The organism is uncultured Veillonella sp. (assembly GCF_938010505.1).
Lineage (GTDB): Bacteria > Bacillota > Negativicutes > Veillonellales > Veillonellaceae > Veillonella.
Window position 1 is genome coordinate 1 of the sequence record NZ_CALLVP010000101.1, and the last position, 24,472, is coordinate 24,472.

General features: G+C 40.9%; 17 protein-coding genes and 1 pseudogene. 2 read left to right on the forward strand and 16 right to left on the reverse strand.

What is annotated here, in order from left to right; translation table 11 throughout:
• Positions 1-104 precede the first annotated feature (104 nt).
• The 4 genes from fusA to Q0507_RS06170 form a co-directional block, all read right to left on the reverse strand.
• The gene (fusA, locus tag Q0507_RS06155) at positions 105-2,180 is read right to left on the reverse strand and encodes an elongation factor G (RefSeq protein WP_298713924.1); all 2,076 of its coding nucleotides are present in this window, start codon (positions 2,178-2,180) and stop codon (positions 105-107) included.
• Positions 2,181-2,195: 15 nt separating this feature from the next.
• Positions 2,196-2,666 (reverse strand): 30S ribosomal protein S7, encoded by a 471-nt coding sequence (rpsG, locus tag Q0507_RS06160; protein WP_004693556.1) that lies wholly within the window; start codon positions 2,664-2,666, stop codon positions 2,196-2,198.
• A 52-nt stretch (positions 2,667-2,718) separates the two neighbouring features.
• Positions 2,719-3,093, reverse strand: a complete 375-nt coding sequence (gene rpsL / locus Q0507_RS06165) for a 30S ribosomal protein S12 (RefSeq protein WP_298713927.1) — start codon at positions 3,091-3,093, stop codon at positions 2,719-2,721.
• Between the two features lie 76 nt (positions 3,094-3,169).
• Entirely contained in the window at positions 3,170-3,415 is a 246-nt protein-coding gene (locus tag Q0507_RS06170; RefSeq protein WP_298713930.1) for a ribosomal L7Ae/L30e/S12e/Gadd45 family protein, read from the reverse strand.
• Positions 3,416-3,801: 386 nt separating this feature from the next.
• Between Q0507_RS06170 and Q0507_RS06175 the strand changes: the two genes are divergently transcribed.
• Positions 3,802-5,823: a BCCT family transporter gene (locus Q0507_RS06175; protein ID WP_298713932.1), complete on the forward strand. Its 2,022-nt coding sequence runs from the start codon at positions 3,802-3,804 to the stop codon at positions 5,821-5,823.
• Between the two features lie 152 nt (positions 5,824-5,975).
• Here Q0507_RS06175 and rpoC read toward each other — a convergent pair whose 3' ends face one another.
• From rpoC to Q0507_RS06190, 3 genes are all read right to left on the reverse strand, one after another.
• Positions 5,976-10,178, reverse strand: coding sequence for a DNA-directed RNA polymerase subunit beta' (rpoC, locus tag Q0507_RS06180; protein ID WP_298713934.1), 4,203 nt, complete (start codon positions 10,176-10,178; stop codon positions 5,976-5,978).
• Between the two features lie 29 nt (positions 10,179-10,207).
• Positions 10,208-14,368 carry a DNA-directed RNA polymerase subunit beta gene (gene rpoB / locus Q0507_RS06185; protein ID WP_298713936.1) on the reverse strand — a complete coding sequence of 1,387 codons (4,161 nt, stop codon included), beginning with the start codon at positions 14,366-14,368 and terminating at the stop codon, positions 10,208-10,210.
• Positions 14,369-14,699: 331 nt separating this feature from the next.
• Positions 14,700-16,115, reverse strand: coding sequence for an aspartate ammonia-lyase (locus Q0507_RS06190; RefSeq protein ID WP_298713938.1), 1,416 nt, complete (start codon positions 16,113-16,115; stop codon positions 14,700-14,702).
• 238 nt (positions 16,116-16,353) lie between these two features.
• On the opposite strand from Q0507_RS06190, the gene Q0507_RS06195 reads away from it, so the two are divergent.
• Positions 16,354-17,994 (forward strand): glycosyltransferase family 39 protein, encoded by a 1,641-nt coding sequence (locus Q0507_RS06195; RefSeq protein WP_298713940.1) that lies wholly within the window; start codon positions 16,354-16,356, stop codon positions 17,992-17,994.
• 41 nt (positions 17,995-18,035) lie between these two features.
• On the opposite strand, the gene rplL is transcribed toward Q0507_RS06195, so the two are convergent.
• The 9 genes and pseudogenes from rplL to tuf form a co-directional block, all read right to left on the reverse strand.
• Positions 18,036-18,404 (reverse strand): 50S ribosomal protein L7/L12, encoded by a 369-nt coding sequence (gene rplL / locus Q0507_RS06200; RefSeq protein ID WP_004693540.1) that lies wholly within the window; start codon positions 18,402-18,404, stop codon positions 18,036-18,038.
• Positions 18,405-18,474: 70 nt separating this feature from the next.
• Positions 18,475-18,972, reverse strand: a complete 498-nt coding sequence (gene rplJ, locus Q0507_RS06205) for a 50S ribosomal protein L10 (RefSeq protein ID WP_298713943.1) — start codon at positions 18,970-18,972, stop codon at positions 18,475-18,477.
• Between the two features lie 175 nt (positions 18,973-19,147).
• Positions 19,148-19,858: a 50S ribosomal protein L1 gene (rplA, locus tag Q0507_RS06210; protein ID WP_298713946.1), complete on the reverse strand. Its 711-nt coding sequence runs from the start codon at positions 19,856-19,858 to the stop codon at positions 19,148-19,150.
• Positions 19,859-19,934: 76 nt separating this feature from the next.
• On the reverse strand, positions 19,935-20,360 hold the full coding sequence (gene rplK, locus Q0507_RS06215) for a 50S ribosomal protein L11 (RefSeq protein WP_004693535.1): 426 nt from the start codon (positions 20,358-20,360) through the stop codon (positions 19,935-19,937).
• Between the two features lie 101 nt (positions 20,361-20,461).
• Positions 20,462-20,998 (reverse strand): transcription termination/antitermination protein NusG, encoded by a 537-nt coding sequence (nusG, locus tag Q0507_RS06220; RefSeq protein ID WP_278468587.1) that lies wholly within the window; start codon positions 20,996-20,998, stop codon positions 20,462-20,464.
• Positions 20,999-21,010: 12 nt separating this feature from the next.
• Positions 21,011-21,232: a preprotein translocase subunit SecE gene (secE, locus tag Q0507_RS06225; protein ID WP_004693531.1), complete on the reverse strand. Its 222-nt coding sequence runs from the start codon at positions 21,230-21,232 to the stop codon at positions 21,011-21,013.
• A gap of 43 nt (positions 21,233-21,275) precedes the next feature.
• Positions 21,276-21,425 (reverse strand): 50S ribosomal protein L33, encoded by a 150-nt coding sequence (rpmG, locus tag Q0507_RS06230; RefSeq protein WP_004693530.1) that lies wholly within the window; start codon positions 21,423-21,425, stop codon positions 21,276-21,278.
• A gap of 271 nt (positions 21,426-21,696) precedes the next feature.
• The gene (locus tag Q0507_RS06235; RefSeq protein WP_298713951.1) at positions 21,697-23,931 is read right to left on the reverse strand and encodes a nitric-oxide reductase large subunit; all 2,235 of its coding nucleotides are present in this window, start codon (positions 23,929-23,931) and stop codon (positions 21,697-21,699) included.
• Between the two features lie 335 nt (positions 23,932-24,266).
• Positions 24,267-24,472 (reverse strand): annotated as a pseudogene (gene tuf, locus Q0507_RS06240) (elongation factor Tu); the annotation flags it as partial.

Below are 24,472 nucleotides of genomic sequence, written 5' to 3' on the forward strand. Positions count from 1 at the left end.
GATTGTACCGATGTTAACATGCGGTTTCGTACGTTCAAATTTTTCTTTTGCCATTTTAAATTATCCTCCGAGGAAAATAGTAATTCTATTAATCTAATCTAAGATTAACCGTTTTTCTTTGCTTGAATTTCTTCAGCAATTTTCTTAGGAACTTCTTCGTAATGATCGAATGTCATGGAGTAGTTACCGCGACCTTGAGTTTTGGAACGAAGGTCTGTTGCGTAACCGAACATTTCACTCAATGGAACATATGCTTTAATATGTTGGTTGCCATTACGAGCTTCCATGCCGTCCATGCGACCACGACGGGAGTTCAAGTCACCGATAACGTCGCCCATATATTCTTCAGGAACGTCTACTTCTACGGACATATATGGTTCAAGCAATGCAGGGTCTGCTTTGCGAGCACCTTCTTTAAAGCCCATGGAACCAGCGATTTTGAAGGCCATTTCGTTGGAGTCAACGTCATGGTAGGAGCCGTCAAATACGATAACTTTAACATCAACCATTGGATAACCAGCGATAACACCGGATTCCATAGCTTCTTTAACACCGTTTTCAACAGGGCCGATGTATTCGCGAGGAATCGCACCACCTACGACCTTGTTTTCAAATTCGAAGCCAGCACCTGGTTCTTGTGGAATCAATTCCAACCAGCAGTGACCATATTGACCACGACCACCAGATTGACGTACGAATTTACCTTCAGCTTTAACAGCTTTACGGATAGTTTCGCGGTATGCTACTTGAGGTTTACCTACGTTACAATCTACTTTGAACTCACGGTTCATACGGTCAACAATGATATCCAAGTGAAGTTCGCCCATACCGGAGATAATAGTTTGACCTGTTTCTTCATCAGTACGAACTTTGAAAGTAGGATCTTCTTCTGCCAAACGAGCAAGAGCTGTACCCATTTTTTCTTGGTCAGCTTTTGTTTTAGGTTCAACAGCAACGGAGATAACTGGTTCAGGGAATTCCATGGACTCAAGGATTACAGGGGATTTTTCATCACACAATGTGTCGCCTGTAGTAGTATCCTTCAAGCCAACCGCCGCAGCGATGTCACCAGAGTATACGCGTTCGATTTCTTTACGGGAGTTAGCGTGCATTTGAAGAATACGGCCGATACGTTCTTTTTTGCCTTTAGTGGAGTTAAAAACGTAAGAACCGGATTCCAATGTACCGGAGTACACACGGAAGAACGCTAATTTACCAACATAAGGGTCAGCCATGATTTTGAATGCCAATGCGGAGAATGGCTCTTCATCGGAAGAAGGACGAGTTGTTTCTTCTTCAGAACCAGGAACAACGCCCTTAATAGCTGGGATGTCGATTGGAGCTGGCATGTAATCGATTACAGCGTCCAACAACATTTGTACACCTTTGTTTTTGTAGGAAGAACCACAAAGAACTGGGAACAATTGGTTTGCAATAACTGCTTTACGCAATGCTGCTTTCAATTCTTCTTCAGAAATTTCTTCGCCTTCCAAGTATTTCATCATGATATCGTCATCTGTTTCAGCGATAGCATCGATCATCATTTCGCGACGAGCTTCTGCTACTTCTTGATATTCAGCAGGGATATCAGTGATTTCAAATTCTTTACCGTCATCGGATAAGTAAATTTCCGCTTTCATAGTCATCAAGTCGATGATACCTTTGAAAGTATCTTCAGAACCGATTGGAACTTGAATCGCTACGGAATTTGCACCAAGACGATCTTTCATCATATCAACTACGTTGAAGAAGTCAGCACCTACAGTATCCATCTTATTTACATAAGCGATACGAGGTACACCGTAGTTGGATGCTTGACGCCATACAGTTTCGGATTGAGGTTCAACGCCACCTTTAGCACTGAATACCGCAACGGAACCGTCAAGTACGCGCAAAGAACGTTCTACTTCTACAGTAAAGTCAACGTGACCAGGAGTATCGATGATGTTGATACGATGTTCTTTCCATTGACAAGTTGTCGCAGCAGAAGTGATTGTAATACCACGTTCTTGTTCTTGCTCCATCCAGTCCATCGTAGCAGCGCCTTCATGTACTTCGCCGATTTTGTGAACGATACCTGTATAGTAGAGGATACGTTCTGTAGTTGTTGTTTTACCAGCATCGATGTGGGCCATGATACCGATATTACGAGTTTTTGCTAAGGAAAACTCTCTTGCCACAGTTGTCACCTCTTATTACCAACGATAATGAGCAAATGCTTTATTAGCTTCTGCCATTTTATGAGTATCTTCTTTTTTCTTAATTGCAGCGCCTGCATTGTTGAAAGCGTCCATCAATTCGCCTGCTAAGCGTTCTTTCATAGTGCGTTCACCACGAAGACGAGCATAGTTTACAACCCAACGAATACCGAGGGTTTGACGGCGATCAGCACGAACTTCAACTGGAACTTGGTAGTTCGCACCACCGATACGGCGAGCGCGTACTTCAAGTACAGGCATAACATTTTTCAATGCTTGATCAAAAACTTCCATTGGGTCTTGACCCATTTTGGAACGAATAATTTCGAATGCATCATATACGATAGTTTCAGCAATGCCTTTTTTGCCATCGTACATAACTTTGTTAATGAAACGTGTTACTAATTTGCTGTTGTACACCGGATCTGGAAGTACATCACGTTTCGGAACAGGGCCTTTTCTTGGCATGTTCAATTCCTCCTTTATAATGATGTGTGTTAATTTCGTTTAATGGCTAAAATTATTTTTTAGCTTTTTTCGCGCCGTATTTGGAACGACTTTGCATACGGTTTTGTACGCCAGCTGTATCCAATGCACCACGAACGATGTGATAACGCACACCTGGAAGGTCTTTTACACGACCGCCTCTGATAAGTACAACACTGTGTTCTTGTAAATTGTGACCAATGCCTGGGATGTAAGCAGTTACTTCAATAGCGTTTGTCAAACGTACACGGGCAACTTTACGAAGCGCGGAGTTTGGTTTCTTTGGAGTAGCTGTGTACACACGAGTACATACACCACGTTTTTGTGGAGATTCTTGAAGTGCTGGAGCATCAGACTTTTTAGTCAAGCTCATGCGACCTTTGCGTACTAGCTGATTAATTGTTGGCATTTGGGCACCTCCTTTCCAAATTTGAGATTTATAATTGATCCGTCATAACAAAGTGTTACATCGGATATTACCGAGATTAACGCAGGACACCTACCGCCGTAGCTCGCACCTTAATGCGACACGCACGGCCGAGTTCCTCCATACTGTGCTCGTCATTAACAGGTATCCCCTGTTCTTCACAAGCTATTCGCAAGGGTTGTACCACATGTTCATCACTATCACAACCCAAGAACACATACTGCACAGCACCTTTAGCAATTTGTTTCAACGTTTGCTTGGCACCGATTGTTTTGTTCATCGACTTCAGATGGGCAATGTCCATTGTACTAATTCTCCTTACGAAACTATGCTACATAGGCATACCTCGCCTAGAGCACTATGTAAGTATATCAATTACGCAAGACCATGTCAAACGATTTTCCTTGTCTTATACCGCTCTACACCTGCATTTTATATGTACACTTATCCGTGTGTTTCATATTATTCTAAATTATAAATGAAGAACGAATTTTTATTCATATATCTATATTTTCGCGTATAAAAACTCATTCTATGCATTTACTATTATTTTTTATTTTACCAATTATGCAAAATTAATATAAACACCATTTTAGTATAGTATAAATTTATATAGAACAGATATTTGTAGTAATAAAATATTACAGAACAGATATTTGAGTAAATATATTATTACAGAAAGGAGATCATATGATTCAACTCATTAAACGTTATTCAAACTTTAATCCCCCTGTAATCATAGGTAGCTTGTCTATCATTTTAGGTCTGAGCTTATGCGCTCTTCTAATACCTCAAATAGCTCAAACCATTCTTATGGAAGTTCGAGATATCATATTCAGGGATTTTAGCTGGTTTTATATTTTAGCTATAAGCCTCTTCCTTATCTTCAGCATATTTCTTGCGCTCAGTTCACTGGGTGATATCAAACTTGGCAGTGATGACGAAGAAGCTGAGTTTTCTTATACAGCTTGGCTTGCCATGTTGTTTGCCGCAGGTACTGGTGTAGGTCTTATGTTCTTCGGTACTGCGGAACCACTGTCACATTATCACTCATCTATAGCCTTGGTTGACGGTGCACCAAGTGCCAAGGAAGCTTTATTCCGATCTATCTTTCACTGGGGTATCAGTTCTTGGACTGGATACGGCATCGTAGCTTTAGCATTAGCTTATTTCGGCTTTCGTTATAAACTGCCGCTAGCACTCCGATCATGTTTTTATCCGCTATGGAAAGATAAAATCAACGGCCCACGAGGTCATATCATCGACATCATCGCACTTTGCGTAACTATATTGGGTATCGTAACCACATTGGGATTCGGCGCCGCCCAATTAGGCGCAGGCTTCCTATATATTGACATTGTTTCCGCTAATGACTTTTTCGTACAAACGGTCATTATCATTGTCATTATATCTATTGCCGTTTTCTCTGCCGTCACAGGTATTGATAAAGGCGTTAAATTACTCAGCGAAATCAATATATCCGTTGCATTAGTTTTAATGCTCTTTGTCCTGTGTACAGGTCCCACTTTGTTCTTACTGAATAGCATGGTGGAAAACTTTGGCTACTATTTATCACGTCTTTTGTCCCAAAGTTTTTATACGTCCATCTACACTCCAGAAGATCGCCAGTGGTTCTTCAGTTGGACCATACTATTTTGGGCATGGTGGTTATCATGGGCTCCATTTGTTGGCATGTTCATAGCACAAATCTCAAGAGGTCGAACGATTCGAGAATTTATTTTTGGAGTACTTATAATCCCTACTGTATTTACCATCATATGGTTTACTATCTTTGGTAATACGGCTCTTTACATTGATGACACCGTGGCGCAGGGAGCACTCGGTGCATTAACAGATAAGCGGGAACAACTACTCTTCGCATTCCTCGAATATTTACCATTGTCCGGTTTGACTAGTCTTTTATCTATTATCGTATTGGCACTATTTTTTATCACATCCGCCGATTCAGGTATCTATGTATTAAATAACATTGCGGCCTACGATAAATCCACACCATCACCAAAATGGCAATGTCCAATGTGGGGCGCTGTAATGGCTTTTATTGCAATCAGCTTGCTGAGCATTGGCGGACTCAACGTGCTACAAACAGTAACACTTATTCTCGCCTTACCATTTGCAGCCTTGATGGTTATCATGTGCTATAGCTTATGGCAGGGATTATTGACAGATAATCAATACTTTAATACGAAACTTTCAACCACATCCATCTATTGGGACAGCAAGAACTGGAAACAAGGACTTGCTAAGATACTCAATCAAACGCAGTCGGAAGATGTTATTTCATTTATGAAAACGACCGTACTGCCCGCAATGTATCAGCTTAACAAAGAATTAACAGAAGAATACGGATTGACTACGCGAATTGAAAAAAATTTAAACGGTAACGATGCCTCCGTAGAATTGACTATAGAAAAAGAATCAATGCGTAACTTTACCTACGGCATCAAGCTCGTTACACAAGAGGTATCAGGCCATCTCATTGACGATCCTAACATTCCTCACATTACTGAAAGTACAAATTCAATTCCTATGACATACTTCAGCGACGGTCGTGCAGGATATGATGCGCAGTATATGACACGAGAGGATATCATTACCGATATCATTCGACAATATGAAAGATATTTAACCTTATCGGATGACATCGGTTATGACATCATGGCTCATGACGCGGAGGAAGCGGCCGAGTAGTTTTCATACCTCATAATCATATAGCTCACAAATTAATATAGGTTATAACAAAAAGGGTGCACCACAAGGTGCACCCTTTTATGATATCGCATAGTATCAACTATGCAACAAGTCTATATAGTTTATATAGCTTAGTGGCCAATCCAAAGCAATTAGTCTTCAGACATAACCTCTTCCGTAATATCAATGATTTCAGGTGTATTTTTTACAACTTCAATCTTGCGGTAACGACTCATGCCTGTACCAGCAGGAATCAACTTACCGATGATTACGTTTTCTTTTAAGCCCAACAACGGATCGATTTTACCCTTGATAGCAGCGTCGGTAAGAACACGTGTCGTTTCTTGGAAGGACGCAGCGGACAAGAAGGAATCCGTTGCCAAAGCGGCTTTCGTAATACCCAATAACGTGCGTTTGCCTGTAGCATTTTCACGACCATTAAGGGTAAGACGACGGTTTTCTTCGTCAAAGGTATTAACGTCAACCATATCCCCTGGAAGCATATCCGCATCGCCAGCTGTTTCAATTTTAACTTTGTGAAGCATTTGACGAACAATAACTTCGATATGTTTATCGTTAATTTCTACACCTTGGGATTTGTATACTTTTTGAACTTCGTATACGAGATAACGTTGAGTTGCTTCAGTACCCATTACACGCATGATGTCATGAGGATTGATAGAACCCTCTGTCAAACGAGCGCCCAAGGATACCACATCACCGTCTTTAACGATAATGCGAGAACCATAAGGGATGAGGTAATCGAGTTCAATACCGTCTTCACCAGTAATGAAGATAGTATTAGTACCTTTTTTACCTTCGTTAGGTACAACGCGAACTGTACCTTCGTTTTCTGCGATGATAGCATTACGTTTTGGTTTACGAGCTTCGAACAATTCTTCGACACGTGGCAAACCTTGTGTAATATCGTCACCTGCGACACCACCAGTATGGAACGTACGCATTGTTAACTGAGTACCAGGTTCACCGATGGATTGTGCCGCAATAATACCTACCGCTTCACCAACTTGAACTTGGTTGCCAGTTCCTAGATCGCGACCATAACACTTGCGACATACACCATATGGGCTGCGGCAAGTCAATACGGAACGAATTTTTACTGTTTCATAGTGTTTAACAACTTCATCAGCTAACGCCTCTGTGATTTCACCGTTAAGAGGAACGATCACTTCGCCAGTTTCCTTGTTAACTAATTCTTCAGCTGCAATACGACCTACGATACGGTCTTTTAATGGCTCGATAACACCAGTACCTTCAACGATAGCTTCCACTTCAATACCGTGGATTTCATTGTTGCGTACTTGTACTTCTTTTACATCGGAGTTAAGAATCGCTTCGATGCCTTCTTCGGTGAGGCGTGTATCAGCTGGGAAGATTTCTACACCTTCGCTATCAACGATTGCTTGTACAGTATCCTTGTTCAACATGTTTTGAACCATAGTTTCCTTCAATGTTGCACGGATGCTATCGTCGCTTTCACCAAGAATAATTTTTTGAACCAAGTTAGTATGGTTAATATCGCTATCAGAACCCAAGTGTGCACCACGCAATGCAATAGATGTAACACCGGCTTCTGCGATATCAGCCAAGCATTGTTCGTCTAAGATAGTTTCAGCAGGTACAACAAGTTCCCCTGTTTCAGCGTTCACTACATCTTTATCTAGAACGCGACCAATGAGTTTATCTTTAAGCAATTCTAATGCTTGACGTGGAGATGTAGCTAAACGAGCACGTTCACGAACGAGATCAATACCTACAACGTCACAATCGTCCTCACGAACAATTACGTCTTGAGATACGTCAACAAGACGACGAGTCAAGTAACCGGAGTCAGCTGTACGAAGAGCTGTATCGGCCAAACCTTTACGAGCACCATGAGAGGATGTAAAGTAATCCAATACAGTCAAACCTTCTTTAAAGTTTGCTTTGATTGGTAAGTCGATGATACGACCAGATGGATCGGCCATCAAACCACGCATACCAGCAAGCTGACGAATCTGTTGTTTATTACCACGGGCACCAGAGATAGCCATCATGTAAATAGGGTTGAAACCATCTTTGTCACACGCCATATTATCCATCATCGCATCAGTAACATCTTCGGTTGCTTTTGTCCATAATTGGATAGTTTTACGGTAACGTTCTTCTTCTGTAATAAGACCACGACGGTACATACGAGATACTTTTTCTACCTCTTGTTCCGCTGTATCTAACAAACTAGTTTTAACTTCTGGTACTTTAATATCAGCAATGGCTACAGTCATGCCTGCGCGACGTGCGAAGGAGTAACCCAAGGACTTGATGCGGTCCAAAAGCTCTGCAGTTTTTTCATTGCCAAACAATTGGAAACATTGATCAACCAATTTACCAACTGTTTTCTTATCCATAACCTTACCCAATGTGTAAGTGCCATCTTCTTTTTGTTCATATTGCCACAACTCTGGGAACAATGCGTTATTGAAGATTAGGCGACCTGCAGTCGTTTCAACGCGACCATAGTCAGGCATACGGATATAAAGAACATCTTGTAAGCCGATGATTTGAGCTTCATAAGCAAGCATTACTTCATCGTATGTAGCAAATGTTTTAGCATTTTCTTTTGTATTTTCACGTACTACAGTCAAGTAGTATGTACCCAAGATCATATCCTGAGATGGTACCGCTACTGGTTTACCGTCTTTAGTGGACAAGATATTGTGGCTTGAAAGCATCAATGTACGAGCTTCTGCTTGTGCTTCTACGGACAATGGTAAGTGACACGCCATTTGGTCACCGTCAAAGTCAGCATTAAACGCTGTACATACTAATGGATGCAATTTGATAGCACGGCCTTCCCAAAGGATTGGTTCGAAGGCTTGGATACCAAGTCTATGCAATGTAGGGGCACGGTTCAAGAGAACTGGATGTTCTTTGATTACCTCTTCCAAGGATTCCCACACGCCAGGGCCGATTCTTTCAACTTGGCGTTTAGCAGCCTTGATGTTGGATGCTTGACCGCGTTCTACCAAACGTTTCATAACGAATGGTTTGAACAATTCCAATGCCATCTCTTTTGGCAAACCACATTGGTGCATTTTAAGTTCAGGACCTACTACGATTACGGAACGACCGGAGTAGTCAACACGTTTACCGAGCAAGTTTTGACGGAAACGACCTTGTTTACCTTTAAGCATATCGGACAAGGATTTCAACGGACGGTTACCAGGACCTGTTACAGGACGACCGCGACGACCATTATCAATCAACGCATCAACAGCTTCTTGAAGCATGCGTTTTTCATTGCGCACGATGATATCAGGAGCACCTAAGTCTAACAAACGTTTCAAACGGTTGTTACGGTTGATAACACGACGGTACAAATCATTGAGGTCAGATGTAGCAAAACGGCCACCATCTAATTGAACCATTGGGCGCAATTCAGGTGGGATTACAGGAACAATGTCCATAATCATCCATTCTGGACGGTTCCCAGATTGACGGAATGCTTCTACTACTTCCAAACGACGAACTGCACGGATTTTACGTTGACCACTAGCAGTGTTCAACTCTTCGCGCAATTCAGCATTCAATGCTTCAAGATCAAGTTCTGCTAAAAGAGCTTTTACAGCCTCAGCACCCATGTCGATGCATGCAAAGAGAACCTCTTCAGCAGCGCCTAATTCATAGCGCTCTTCACGAGTTAATTCTTCGTATTCTTTATCCGCTTCTGGGATTGTTGCATCATCGCGAAGAGCCGCATTGTAGCGCTCTTTGCGTTGTGCTTCATGAACAATAGCCAAACGCTCATTACGTTGTGCTACTGTTTCGATTACGACGGATTTACCCCCGATAGTGTAACCGTCTTCGTTGAATTGAGCTTCATATTCGCGGTATTCTTGCTCGGACAACAATTGACGTTTTGTCAATGGCGTACCAGCTGGATCTACTACGATATAGGAAGCAAAGTATAATACGCGTTCCAAAGAACGTGGAGATACATCAAGGATAAGGCCCATGCGGGATGGGATACCTTTGAAGTACCAAATGTGAGATACTGGAGTCGCCAATTCAATATGGCCCATACGTTCACGACGTACTTTAGCACGGGTAACCTCTACACCACATTTGTCGCAGACTACGCCTTTATGGCGAATGCGTTTATATTTGCCGCAGTGACATTCCCAGTCTTTTGTAGGTCCAAAAATGCGTTCGCAGAATAGACCATCACGTTCTGGCTTCAACGTACGGTAGTTAATAGTTTCAGGTTTCTTAACTTCCCCATGAGACCAAGATAAGATCTGCTCTGGAGAGGCTAAACCGATTCGCATGGAATCGAATTCATTTACGTCTAGCACTACTATCGCTCCCTTCCTTATAGATAGTTTTAGTCTTCATCGTTAGAGGAGTCGCCCATTGGGTACGCCAATTGGCTAAGGATATCGTCTTCACCGCCGTTATCAGCTGGTTCTTCTTCCTCTTCCTCTACTTCTGGTTCTACTACAGTTACTTCATCAGTTTCTACAGCACTGCCTTCCATAACTTCTTCAATACCAGTTTCTACCACCTCATCTTCGTCCTCAAGTTCTTTCATAACAACTTCTTCTTGATCTTCATTCAAGATTTTTACATCAAGACCGATACTTTGAAGTTCTTTAAGCAATACCTTGAAGGACTCAGGTACACCTGGTTCAGGGATGTTTTCGCCTTTAACGATTTTTTCGTATGCTTTCACACGACCAACAACGTCGTCAGACTTAACAGTTAATAGCTCTTGAAGGGTATAGGCTGCGCCATATGCTTCTAGAGCCCAAACTTCCATTTCCCCGAAACGTTGGCCACCGAACTGAGCTTTACCGCCCAAAGGTTGTTGTGTAACAAGGGAGTACGGACCTGTAGAACGAGCATGGATTTTGTCGTCAACCAAGTGATGGAGTTTAAGCATGTAAACGTAACCAACAGTTACGTGGTTATCCATAGGTTCACCAGTACGACCATCGTATAGTACAGTTTTACCATTTTCAGGACGACCAGCGATTTCTAATGTTTCGAATACGTCTTTTTCGTGCGCACCGTCAAATACAGGTGTAGCGATATGAATACCCGCTACATCTGGTGTTGGCATGCCATATTTGTCAAAGTCGTAGCCAAGGCCTTCCAACTCTTTGCGGATTTCAACGCGTTTTTCTTCAGCAGAGTGAATATTGTTAAGAGTATTTTTAACTTTATTAATCGCCTCTAATTCCTCTACAAGAACAGGATCCATTTCAGGAGCATCCTCTTCAGAATCAAAGAACTCTACATGAAGTGCATTGTATTTAGCTTCAATAGCTTTAAGTTCTTGGTAACGAGCTTCGCCACCCATAGCGTCCAATTTCTTTTGCGCCGCTTTTTCTACATGTTTTAAGATTTTAGTTTTCAAAGTAATGATTTGTTCATTTTCTTCGAAATGATTTACGGTTACATCTTCTGCAACTTTCGCTTCCAATGCTTCGATTTGAGCATAAAGGTCGCGGATTGCATCGATTTGTTCCCAGTAAGATGCATCAGTACGAGCTTCTTTCAACACATTTTGAATGTGAAGGTCTATAGCTTTGATTTTCATACCTAAGCCTTGAACAGCCCAACCCAAGTGAGTTTCAAGAACCTGCCCGATATTCATACGAGAAGGTACGCCCAATGGATTCAATACGATTTGTACTGGAGTACCATCTGGAAGGAATGGCATATCTTCTTTTCTCATAACGCGAGAAACGACACCTTTGTTACCATGACGGCCCGCCATTTTATCGCCTTCATGAATCTTACGTTTTTGAGCGATATATACGCGAACAAGTTTATTTACGCCTGGTTGTAATTCGTCGCCGTTTTCACGGGTAAAGACTTTTACGTCTACAACTTTACCGGATTCGCCATGAGGTACACGCAAGGAGGTATCGCGAACTTCGCGTTCTTTGTCGCCAAAAATAGCGCGCAACAAACGTTCCTCTGGAGTAAGTTCAGTTTCACCTTTTGGCGTAGCTTTACCTACAAGGATATCGCCAGGATGTACTTCTGCACCAATGCAGATAATACCTTCTTCATCCAAGTTTTTAAGTGTGTCGTCACCAGTATTAGGCAATTCACGAGTGATTTCTTCAGCGCCTAATTTAGTGTCGCGCGCATCACATTCGTATTCTTCAATATGAATGGATGTATAGATATCTTCTTTGCAAAGTTCTTCACTAAGCAAAATAGCATCCTCGTAGTTATAACCTTCCCAAGGCATGAACGCTACAAGAACGTTATAACCCAATGCCAATTCACCGCCATCAGTAGCAGGACCATCAGCCAATACTTGGCCTTTTACAACATGGTCACCACGATTAACGATTGGTTTTTGGTTAAAGCATGTGGATTGGTTAGAACGAATAAATTTATTCAAATGGTATGTATCAACGCAACCATCGCTATCGCGAAGAACGTGGATTTCATTACCCCAGCAACGTACAACTTTACCAGCTTCACGTGCTAATACGCAAACGCCGGAGTCAGTAGCTGCTGTATATTCCATACCAGTACCAACAAGTGGTGCTTGAGCGCGCAAGAGTGGTACCGCTTGACGTTGCATGTTCGCCCCCATCAAGGCACGGTTAGCATCGTCATTTTCAAGGAATGGAATCATAGCTGTACCAATGGATACAACTTCTTTTGGACTTACGTCCATATAGTCAACCTTATCAGGTGTGACTTCTAATACGTCATGACCACGACGACAAGCTACGTGTTCAGTTGTGAAGTAGCCCTCTGCATCAAGTGGAGAGTTCGCTTGGGCAATTGTCATGCCTTCTTCTTCATCAGCTGTCATGTATACTACGCTGTCAGATACGCGTACTTTAACAACTTTATCAGCATCCTTGCCTTTACCATACACTTTTTCTACTTTACGGTATGGCGCTTCAATAAAACCAAATTCATTTACTTTTGCATAGTTGGACAAGGAGTTGATCAAACCGATGTTTGGACCCTCTGGAGTCTCGATAGGACACATACGGCCATAGTGAGAGTGATGCACGTCACGAACTTCGAAGCCTGCACGCTCACGAGATAAACCGCCAGGACCAAGGGCAGATAGACGACGTTTATGAGTCAATTCTGCTAATGGGTTTGTTTGGTCCATGAACTGGGACAACTGGGAAGAACCAAAGAACTCTTTGATTGCAGCCACTACTGGTCGAATGTTAATCAAGGCTTGAGGCGTGATAGATTCGATTTCTTGAATTGTCATACGTTCACGAACAACGCGTTCCATACGAGTCAAACCAATACGGAATTGGTTTTGCAACAATTCACCTACGCAACGAAGACGACGGTTACCCAAGTGGTCAATATCATCTGTATGGCCTGCACCATCCATAAGATTGAGCAAGTAAGAGATATTAGCGATCATGTCTTCACGAGTTACTGTGCGATGATCGAATGGCAAGTTGCAATTATTACAGATAACTTTGGACTCTACACCATCATTATTTACGATGTAGAATTCAGCAAAGCCTTCACCATCGAATACATGACTATTTGCTACGATATCAAGTTGTTCTTCCCCCACTTGTACGCCTGCATCGAGGATTACTTCGCCAGTCTCAGGATCTACGATAGGTTGAGCCAATGTTTGACCTAACATACGTTGACGCCAACCGAGTTTTTTATTCAATTTGTAACGACCAACGCGCGCCAAGTCATAGCGGCGTGCATCGAAGAACAAGTTGTCGAACAAGTTACGAGCGGATTCTACTGTAGGAGGCTCGCCTGGACGTAATTTTTTATAGATTTCAACTAATGCTTCATCAGCAGATTGAGTTGTATCTTTTTCTAATGTGCGAACGATGCGTTCATCATATACTGGTAAGCCATCTTCATCAGTTTTACCATTCCAGAAGAGGTCTAGAATGCTTTCATTAGTATCCCAACCTAATGCACGTACCAATACAGTAGCTGGTAATTTACGGTTGCGGTCAATACGAACGGCAACAATTTCACTCGCATCTGTTTCAAGCTCAATCCATGCACCACGATTAGGGATAACTGTGGAATCATACAAACGGTTACCCATTGTATCGATTTCTTTATTGTAGTAAACACCTGGAGAACGTACCAATTGGGATACGATAACACGTTCTGCACCATTGATGATGAAAGTACCTGTATCAGTCATCAATGGGAAATCGCCCATGAATACTTCTTGTTCTTTAATGTCCATGTTTTCTGGATCATTATTCACCAAGCGAATATTTACACGAAGTGGTGCTGCGTACGTAGCATCACGGTTTTTACATTCATTAATATCATACTTAGGTTCACCTAAGCTGAAACCCTCAAAAGAAAGTACTAGATTACCTGAATTGTCTTTAATCGGAGAAATATCGTTGAAAATATTTTGTAAACCACTCTCCAAGAACCACTCATACGATTTACGTTGAATGTCCAATAAATGCGGCATCTTGATAACTTCGTTAATTTTTGCATATGTATAACGAGTTCGTTTGCCTACCTGTTCAGGTTTGAACATATTTGCTTTCACCCCTATCAAACACACTGGTCTACCATTTTCTATAACGGCATGAAAAAGACATCTTACAGGTCTCAGTTTTCCTGCTCGGGCAACGTCAAATAAAGCAAGGTCCATTTCATTTTTAAAATAACCTTGCTTCCCATTAACCAAGCACAACCTTGGAAGAAAACCTCATCACTATTCAAGTTATAGTTTTTACATCCAAAAGCAGAAAACGCTACTTTTGCAATATATAATTTTATCAGTAATAAAAAAGACTGTCAACCAAAAGGGTTGACAGCCTTTCATTTTCATGCTCTATTCATGTATCAAAAAAAGAACTATAAAATTAGTTACCTTTTTGTTTTAAAAGTTTCGCACCAGCAATACCAGGGCGAGTCATTTCTTTAGGAGAAAGAATATGATTGATTTCATCCTCAGTCAATAAGCCTTGATCCAAGATGATATCACGAATAGCTCGACCAGTTTCATACGCTTCTTTCGCCAATGCAGAAGCTGTTTCATAACCAAGATGAGGCAACAATGCTGTTACGATACCAACGGAGCGGTTCAACCAGTATTCGCATTGTTCACGGTCTACTTCAAGATCAACGAGCAATTTATCTACAAATGTATTTACACCATTTTTAAGGTAGCAAAGGTTATTGAACAAGTTATACGCCAATACAGGTTCCATTACGTTCAATTCGAATTGACCATTTTCTACAGCTAATGTGATAGTAGTATCATTACCGATAACTTGATAACATACTTGGTTCAATACTTCGGCGATAACAGGATTTACTTTACCAGGCATGATGGAAGAACCAGGTTGACGTGCAGGTAATTTCAATTCTCCAATGCCGCAACGAGGGCCAGATGCCATCAAACGAAAGTCATTTGCCATCTTAATCAATACAAGGGCCGTTACTTTCAAACCGCTAGAAATATCTGCAAATACGTCTGTATTATTTGTAGCGTCAATCAAGTTTTCAGCTGTGTAGAACGGTTCGCCTACAACTTCGCTAAGTTCATATGCTACATCATGAATGTAGCTAGGTTCAGCGTTAAGACCAGTACCAACTGCAGTGGCACCCATGTTGATTACATGTGCACCTTCAACAGCAGATTTGATGCGTTTGATACCACGACGGATACCAGATGCATAAGCACCCATTTCTTGACCCAATGTAATTGGCACCGCATCTTGTAAGTGAGTACGGCCCATTTTCAAGATTTCGCTATATTCTTCAGCCTTCTTCTCCAGCTCATCAACGAGACGTTGCAAGGCTTCAAGTAAAGGTTTCGATTTAATGATAGCACATACTTTAATAGCTGTAGGGAACGCATCATTTGTAGATTGCGCCATGTTACAGTGGTTGTTAGGGCTTACGATATCGTAGCTACCTTTTGGATGACCTAAAATTTCACAAGCACGATTAGCCAATACTTCGTTCATATTCATGTTTACAGAAGTACCTGCACCACCTTGAATTGGGTCAACTGGGAACTGATCAGCAAATTCGCCGGCAATAACTTCATCAGCGGCTTGAACAATAGCTTTACCAATAGATACATTGAGACGACCAGTTCTCATGTTTGCCAAAGCAGATGCTTTTTTAACCATCGCTAACGCTTTAATGAAATCTTGGTCTAAATGTTTTCCTGTAATATGGAAGTTTTCTAATGCGCGAATCGTTTGTACACCATAATATAACTCATCTGGTACTTCTAATTCACCTAGGAAATCATGTTCTTTTCTCATAATAGATCCTCTTTCCACTATTTCATATATTAAATGATAGTTTAATGAAACGGTTTTATCTTATGGGCTCATTATAGCATGTATTTTGTATACATAAAAGTCATTTCATGTATTCCCGATAAACAATATTCTATACAATATATCTTTTATTAACTATGAATTTCTGCTATAGTCCTTAGTTTTCTTTATGACTAGCCTTATAGTACAATAGTATAAACTATCTAACTAAGGAGTCACTATGATTAACAATCACACATTGCGTATAAGCGCGCTATTTCTATTAACCGTCCTGAGCTACGGTTTTTATAATGCCTATTTACCGATAACAGATCCGGTGGAGTCCAATTATGTTCTTTCCGCCATAACCATGTTAAAACACAACTCATGGATATCCCCCATGATATACGACCAAGTATGGTACGACAAACCGCCGCTCACTTATTGGGCACTTATGATTACGTACAAACTATTTGGCATATCTGACTTTACATCCCGCATACCTAATACTCTCGTTGCCGGAGCTAGCGTAGCACTCATGTGTCATATAACTTACCGCATATCTAAAAGCACCTTTGCCGGTGTACTCTGTGCCATTCTATTAATGAGTACACTACAGTTTTGGTATATATCTCATGCAGTTATAACCGATGGATTTCTATTCCTCTTCACCTTAGCTATATTTGGATATAGTTATTTAGCTTTTACCAATAATGACAAGTCAGCTATGGTGAAAGCTTACATTGCTGCTGCTTTAGCCGTGATTACAAAAGGACCTATAGGCATTATCTTACCCGGCCTGATATTACTGATTTATGTATGCGCGCGCTATTTGGTCCACAGAAAAGACGAAAACTATCAGCTATCAACGGATATTAAACTACTATTTAATCCCTTAGGACTATTAGCTTTTATAGTGATAGCTAGCCCTTGGTATATTGCTATGCATTCCATTCATGGTGAACAATTTGTTTCTGGCTTCTTAGGTCTACACAATGTAGATCGAGCCCTTGTATCTGAACATCCTAAATTTAATGTATGGTATTACTATCTATTAATTGTACCCCTTTCACTATTACCATGGACACCTGTAATAGTCTATCATTTAAAAGATATTAGCTGGAAAAATGATTTTGATGTATTAGGCATTATATGGTTTATAGTTATCGTTTTCTTCTACTCTCTAGTAGCTACAAAGTATCTAACCTACACATTACCTGCCGTTATCCCTTGTATAATATGGAGTGCTGTAAAAATTTGTGAGTTAATCACCGATAAAGAGACTGGTGAATTTACTCAATCATTCAAAAAGTTTAATTATTTAGTTACTCTACCACTAGGCATTTACTACATGATTTTTACATTTGCTACAGCCTTTGATAAAAGTCTTGATAGTAAACCGTTAATCGTAGGTTCCTTTATTATAGTATGTATGATTTTAATTGGCCGATACTATATAACATCATTTTTTAAACTAGCAATATATGCTTTAGTTCCACTAATTACTTTATACTCAGCGATTACAATTACAGTACCACCAATATTATTTAATCAATCTGGTTTACAGTTCAGAACGTTCATTGAAGATACATCAAAACCAATATATATATACGGAGCTTACTACACCTCTATTGTATATTATATGGACACGACTCCTACTCAAGTTTTTGTAGATACAACTGATGATCCACGGTGGACCGAAGGCAAAACATTAATGCCAACAATAACCAAAGAAACATTTTTTAAAGATATAACAAATAATCGAGGCGCCTATGTCATCGTTCCTAAAAAATATGACAAGGATTTTTCTAATGCATTACCTTATCCAAAGGCAAAATTAGTCAACAAAACAAAACTCGCATCGATTTATAAAGTCCAATAAAAAAGGCGTACCCATAGGGTACGCCTTTAATATGTATAAAATTATTTCAATTCTACGGATGCGCCAGCTTCTTCTAATTGAGCTTTCAAAGCTTCAGCAGCTTCAGCAGCAACACCTTCTTTTACAGGTGCAGGAGCGCCGTCAACGATAGCTTTAGCTTCTTTCAAGCCAAGACCAGTTGCTTCACGAACAACTTTGATTACGTTGATTTTGGATGCGCCAGCATCTTTCAAGATTACGTCGAAGGAATCTTTAGCAGCGCCGCCTTCAGCACCACCAGCAGCTGCTACAGCTACAGGAGCTGCTGCAGTTACGCCAAATTCTTCTTCGATTGCTTTTACAAGATCATTAAGTTCAAGAATAGTTGCTTCTTTTAATTCAGCAACGATGTTTTCAATGTTCAATGCCATTTTGAGTATCCTCCATAAATTAGTTTATAGTGCCAGCCTTATGCGGCCGACGAATAATTTGCAGTACTTATTATTCTGCAGGTTTTGCTTCTGCAACAGCTTTGACAGCGTATGCAACATTGCGAACAGGAGCTTGCAATACGGAAAGCAACATGGAAAGCATACCTTCGCGGTTTGGAAGAGATGCAATTGCTTTAACGCCTGCAGCGTCCATAACTTCGCCTTCAACGATACCAGCTTTAACTGTTACAACTTCTTTGTCAGTAGCTTTGATGAATTGTTCGATTACACGAGCAGGTGCAACAGCATCTTCTTTAGAAGTAGCCAACGCAGTTGGACCCTCTAAATGCTCAGCGAAACCTTCAAGATTCAATTCGTTTGCAGCGATACGAGTCAAAGTATTTTTGATTACTTTGTATTCAACACCTTCAGCCAACATTTTGCGACGAAGATCAGTTGCTTGCGCAACAGTTAAACCAGAGTAACCAATCAATACAGCACCTTTTGCTTCAGAAAGAGTTTCTTTCATTTGAGCAACGATTGCTTTTTTTGATTCAGTGACAGCCATTAGATTACCTCCTTATAGATTTTTTGGTGCTCTATGTACTATCTTAGCGTAAAAAACGACCCCATCGCACGCGATGAGGTCGTAACTAGTCCTAGGTTATTCTAGTGTCAGCCTCAGCGGGCGGATTTTCATCCATTATACATACCAGCCGTCTACAGCTAAGAGACATATGTGATTATTGCTCTTTTGTTACGTTGCTCAATTTGAACACGTTCAAAGGCACACCAGGGCCCATTGTAGCGGACAAGGTTACAGATTTAATGTATTGACCTTTAGCTGCTACAGGTTTAGCCTTGATAATAGTATCAACGATTGTACGGTAGTTGTCAAGTAATTTTTCATCATCGAAAGACGCTTTACCGATGGAGCAAGAGATAATACCTGCTTTATCAGTACGATATTCGATTTTACCAGCTTTGATTTCGTTTACTGCACGAGCAACGTCTGGAGTTACTGTACCAACTTTAGGGTTTGGCATCAAGCCTTTAGGACCCAAAATTTTACCAAGACGACCAACTTGACCCATCATGTCTGGTGTAGCAACTACTACGTCGAAGTCGCTCCAGCCACCTTGGATTTTAGATACTAACTCTTCAGAACCTACGAAATCTGCGCCAGCTTCTTCAGCTGCTTTAATATTGTCGCCTTTTGCAAATACAAGAACGCGTTTAGTTTTGCCAGTACCATGAGGCAATACTACTGCACCACGAACTTGTTGATCAGCGTATTTAGGGTCGACATTCAAGTTGAAAGCGATTTCAACTGTTTCATCGAAATTTGCAGTTGCAGTTTTCTTAACCAACTCAATTGCTTCTACTGGTTCGTAGAATTTACCAGCTTCAATAAGTTTTACTGCTTCAGCGTATTTCTTACCTACTTTTGCCATTATAATATCCTCCTTATGTGGTCAAACGGGAATTCCCTCCCACCGATTTGCGCCTTATGCGCAAGTCGTACGCTTATTAGTCAACGATTTCAATGCCCATGCTGCGAGCAGTACCTTCTACCATGCGCATACCTTGTTCTACGGTATTAGCATTCAAGTCAGGCATTTTCAATTCAGCAATTTCACGAACTTTATCGCGACCGACTTTTGCTACTTTATCACGGTTAGGTACACCAGAACCTTTTGGAATACCTGCAGCTTTTTTCAACAATACTGCAGCTGGTGGAGTCTTAGTGATGAAGTCGAAGCTACGATCTTCATATACGTTAATAACTACTGGGATAATCAAGCCAGCTTGTTTAGCAGTACGTTCGTTGAATTCTTTTGTGAAAGCAACGATGTTAACACCTGCTTGACCTAGTGCAGGACCAACTGGTGGTGCTGGAGTAGCTTTAGCGGCTTCAATTTGTAGTTTTACTTGTTTAACTAATTTCTTAGCCATGGGTAATTAAACCTCCTATGCTTATACTGTGGTGGTAACGGATATACATCCTCCCACTGGCAACCAAAAGCGATTGCTCTTTTTAGAGTTATATTTATATATTAAAGAGCTTTCTCAACTTGAGAGAACTCTACCTCTACCTCGGTATCTCGGTTGAACATTTCCACACTAAGTTTCAATGTTCCTTTATCAGGGTTAAGTTCGGTAATAACACCTAGTTTATCTTCAAAGGCACCGGACGTAATGCGAACCGTTTCACCAACTTCTACATCAACGTTGATAGTTGGTTTCTTATCCAAGCCCTGAGACTTAAGTATATGTTCTACTTCGGAATCAGAAAGTGGAACTGGTTTTGTAGCAGAGCCAACGAAGCCGGTTACACCTGGCGTGTTGCGCACAACATACCAAGAACGGTCGTTAACTTCCATTTCCACCAATACATACCCAGGAAATATCTTACGTTTTACTACTTTTTTAACCCCATCTTTTTCATCTATTTCGTCTTCAAGAGGCACCAAAATTCGGCTGATTACATCTTGTAGCCCCATAGATTGAACTTTAAGTTCAAGAGTGGTTTTTACTTTATTTTCGTAGCCTGAATAGGTATGAATTACATACCACTTCTTATCTGCTTCCATGTAATGGCCCCCTTATCCAACAAAGTGCAACAACGTATTAAAAAGTTGGGCGAAGAGTCCATCAAGCACAGAAATAATCAAAGCGATGAATATGGTCACTAAGAATACTACTATTGTGTAGTTGATAAGCTCTTTTTTTGTTGGCCAGACTACTTTTTTTAGTTCAGCTTTCACACCGCGGAAGAATTTTCCAAATCCACCACGCTGCTGCACTGCTGAGTTAGACTTTGCCATTTTGTTTCACATCCTCAAATCAACAGGTAATGAATGATAAGAATTATTTTGTTTCACGGTGTAATGTATGTTTACCGCAGAATTTGCAATATTTCATCATTTCAATACGATCAGGATTGTTCTTTTTATTCTTGTTCGTTTGATAGTTGCGTTGTTTGCAATCTGTGCAAGCTAAAGTAATGGCATTACGCATCCGGATACACCTCGCTTTATATTTACTAATCTGTCTCTTGTACTCGAAAACGCTCGACTACATACTAAAAAACTATATCATACGTAGCAAGCGATGTCAAGAAATTAAACAACTCAAAAAAGCCAGGCACGTATGCCTGACATGGATAGTATAACAGACAATGGCGCCCCTTGTCTACCCAAAGAACGCCATGTCATGTTAGCTTATATGTCTATATTGTATTTAATATTATATTATATTTACATATTTACTATTACTGCTTCGTTTATTACTATTTCTTTGTGAAAGTTACTTTCACGATCTGCCAGAAGAAGGCCAATGCCCCCAATATCATGATGGTATCGCCTACCATACGAAGCCAACGTAGATTTTGTAACAATGGTTGTTGCATAAACTCTTCGCTGCGAGCGAGCCATAAGCCTTGTGTAACACTTGCCCAACTTTGAATCAAACCAATCGGCAATAGGCTGATAAGAACCATTAACGCAAGGCCCCAGTTCAATGCCCAGAAGCCGAATTTCATCAATTTGTCGTTGAGTTCCACCTCAGGTCGAATATAACGAGCGATGAGGAATACAAAGCCTAAACTCAAGAACCCGTATACACCGAACAATGCCGTATGAGCATGAACAGCCGTTGTATTTAGACCTTGAATGTAGAACAAGGAAACCGGCATATTGATTAAGAAGCCGAAGATACCGGCCCCTACCAAGTTCCAGAAGGACACCGCAATAAAGCAATATACAGGCCATTTTAATCGATGCATCCACGGTGCACTATGAAGGCGTGTATAATTTTCAAACGCTTCATAACCTAAGAGTACAAGAGGAACTACTTCCAATGCGGAGAAAGATGCCCCTGTGGCCACGATAGTCGATGTAACACCGGTGAAATAAAGATGATGGAATGTGCCAGGGATACCGCCGATAAGGTAAATAGCACCGGACGAAATCGCTGCTACGGTACCTGCACGATAGGATACGAGACCAAGAGTTACGAAAATAAAGGCCATCAAAGTAGTAGAGAACACTTCAAAGAAGCCTTCTACCCAAAGGTGAATAACCCACCAGCGCCAGTATTCCATGATCGCCAAGTGGCTATGTTCCCCATAGAAAAGACCCGGTCCATAGAAAATACCGACCATCACAACGGAGAAAATAAAGGCAGCAATGAGGTTTTTATCCCCTTTATTTTTGAAAGCACCAATGATGCTGCGCACCATAAGCACAAGCCAAAATAGAATGCCGATATATTCGATCCATTGCCATACGCGACCCAACTCGATAAACTCATACCCTTGGTGACCCAAGTAGAAGTTTAAGGACGCCGGAATCTCATGCGCAATACCTAAATAAGTACCCGTAAAGGATCCCACTACTAACACGACAAGTGCCCAGAATAAAATATCCACGCCCAATTTTTGGAACTTAGGATCTTTACCACCATTAATAATCGGCGCCAAGAATAAACCGGCACTCAAGAATGCCATCGCAATCCAGAACAAAGATGCTTGAATATGCCATGTACGAGCAATGGAATATGGGAAATATTGCGCCAACGGAATGCCATAGAAAGCTTGCCCCTCTACAGTGTAATGCGCAATGATACCGCCCATACCAAGTTGTAGTAAAAATAATGCCAAAATTGTAAATAAATATTTGCCCAAAGACCGTTGAGACGGTGTGAGATTCAATTTGGAAATCGGATCTTCCGTAGGCGGTGTCAATTCATGTTCATCGCTTTTACGACCGAACGCCCACATCCATACGACAATACCGATACCACAAAGTAAAATAATAACACTCACCACAGACCAAACTACGCTTTCCGGTGTCGGATTATGATCTAATAGTGGCTCATGAGGCCAGTTGTTGGTGTATGTAGCATCTGTACCAGGCCGCTGAGTAGATGCCATCCACGTAGTCCAGAAGAAGAAGCGTGCCATATCAATACGATCTTTTAGTTCCGGCAACGTATTATCCTTCATAGCAAAATGTTCGCGCGTTTCGGACAACTTAGGATTATCACCATAAAGCTCAATAAAATATTGTCCTGCTATATTCATCGCTGTAATACGTTCCGGCGAAAGCACTACAGTTCCATCTTCACGAACAGCACTGTTGAAATACTCCGCTTTAACCGCTTCTTTAACAGCTGCCTTCTGTGCAGCACCCAATTGTTCATAAAGAACACCAAAAGCTTGTTGCGACTTGATATCAAGCATTACGGACACTTCTTTGTGCAACCAATCAGCTGTCCAGTCCGGAGCTTGATATGCGCCATGCCCCAACACGGTTCCTACAGATTGACCACCTGTAGATTGCCAAGCCGATTGACCATGTAAGATATCTTCTTTAGTGAACAAGACCTGTCCATCTTGAGATACATACGCAGTCGGTACCGGTGGCGCTTGATGATACACATCAGTACCCAGATAGCCAAGAATAGAAAAACCAATAACAAGAACTGCTACCACGGCTATCCAATACTTTTTGTATTCACCCATCACATTACCTCCTTTTCTATAAAAGCACAAAAAGAGAGCCTATGCTCTCCTCATATATAATATACACTAATTTTATAAATAAAGTTGTATCTAAGGTTACAATATATTAAAATTTCTTCTCAATTTGTATCAATAGTATGATTATCCTTTGAAGCCTGAATACAACGTATATATCACCTTACAAAATCATCATTGTTTCAATATATTAGCGATTCAATTCTATACTCTTAATCATCAATATATACAAAATAAAAGGGACCCATTGGGTCCCTTTTATTGAATCTAAAATTCAATTATATAGCTAATGTATCGATACATTGAGCTATAAACTTGTATTAACCTTCGATTTCTGTTACTACGCCAGCGCCTACTGTATGGCCACCTTCGCGGATCGCGAAGCGAAGACCTTCTTCGATAGCGATTGGAGTAATCAATTCGATTTCCATTGTTACGTTATCGCCAGGCATACACATTTCTACACCTTCAGGAAGGTTTACAACACCTGTTACGTCTGTTGTACGGAAGTAGAATTGTGGACGGT

Excerpts from the sequence above, each read along its gene's own strand:
- rpsG (WP_004693556.1), bottom strand. The coding sequence starts at position 2,666 with ATGCCAAGAAAAGGCCCTGTTCCGAAACGTGATGTACTTCCAGATCCG.
- rpsL (WP_298713927.1), bottom strand. The coding sequence starts at position 3,093 with ATGCCAACAATTAATCAGCTAGTACGCAAAGGTCGCATGAGCTTGACT.
- Q0507_RS06170 (WP_298713930.1), bottom strand. The coding sequence starts at position 3,415 with ATGGACATTGCCCATCTGAAGTCGATGAACAAAACAATCGGTGCCAAG.
- Q0507_RS06175 (WP_298713932.1), top strand. The coding sequence starts at position 3,802 with ATGATTCAACTCATTAAACGTTATTCAAACTTTAATCCCCCTGTAATC.
- rpoB (WP_298713936.1), bottom strand. The coding sequence starts at position 14,368 with ATGTTCAAACCTGAACAGGTAGGCAAACGAACTCGTTATACATATGCA.
- Q0507_RS06190 (WP_298713938.1), bottom strand. The coding sequence starts at position 16,115 with ATGAGAAAAGAACATGATTTCCTAGGTGAATTAGAAGTACCAGATGAG.
- Q0507_RS06195 (WP_298713940.1), top strand. The coding sequence starts at position 16,354 with ATGATTAACAATCACACATTGCGTATAAGCGCGCTATTTCTATTAACC.
- rplL (WP_004693540.1), bottom strand. The coding sequence starts at position 18,404 with ATGGCATTGAACATTGAAAACATCGTTGCTGAATTAAAAGAAGCAACT.
- rplJ (WP_298713943.1), bottom strand. The coding sequence starts at position 18,972 with ATGGCTGTCACTGAATCAAAAAAAGCAATCGTTGCTCAAATGAAAGAA.
- rplA (WP_298713946.1), bottom strand. The coding sequence starts at position 19,858 with ATGGCAAAAGTAGGTAAGAAATACGCTGAAGCAGTAAAACTTATTGAA.
- rplK (WP_004693535.1), bottom strand. The coding sequence starts at position 20,360 with ATGGCTAAGAAATTAGTTAAACAAGTAAAACTACAAATTGAAGCCGCT.
- nusG (WP_278468587.1), bottom strand. The coding sequence starts at position 20,998 with ATGGAAGCAGATAAGAAGTGGTATGTAATTCATACCTATTCAGGCTAC.
- secE (WP_004693531.1), bottom strand. The coding sequence starts at position 21,232 with ATGGCAAAGTCTAACTCAGCAGTGCAGCAGCGTGGTGGATTTGGAAAA.
- rpmG (WP_004693530.1), bottom strand. The coding sequence starts at position 21,425 with ATGCGTAATGCCATTACTTTAGCTTGCACAGATTGCAAACAACGCAAC.
- Q0507_RS06235 (WP_298713951.1), bottom strand. The coding sequence starts at position 23,931 with ATGGGTGAATACAAAAAGTATTGGATAGCCGTGGTAGCAGTTCTTGTT.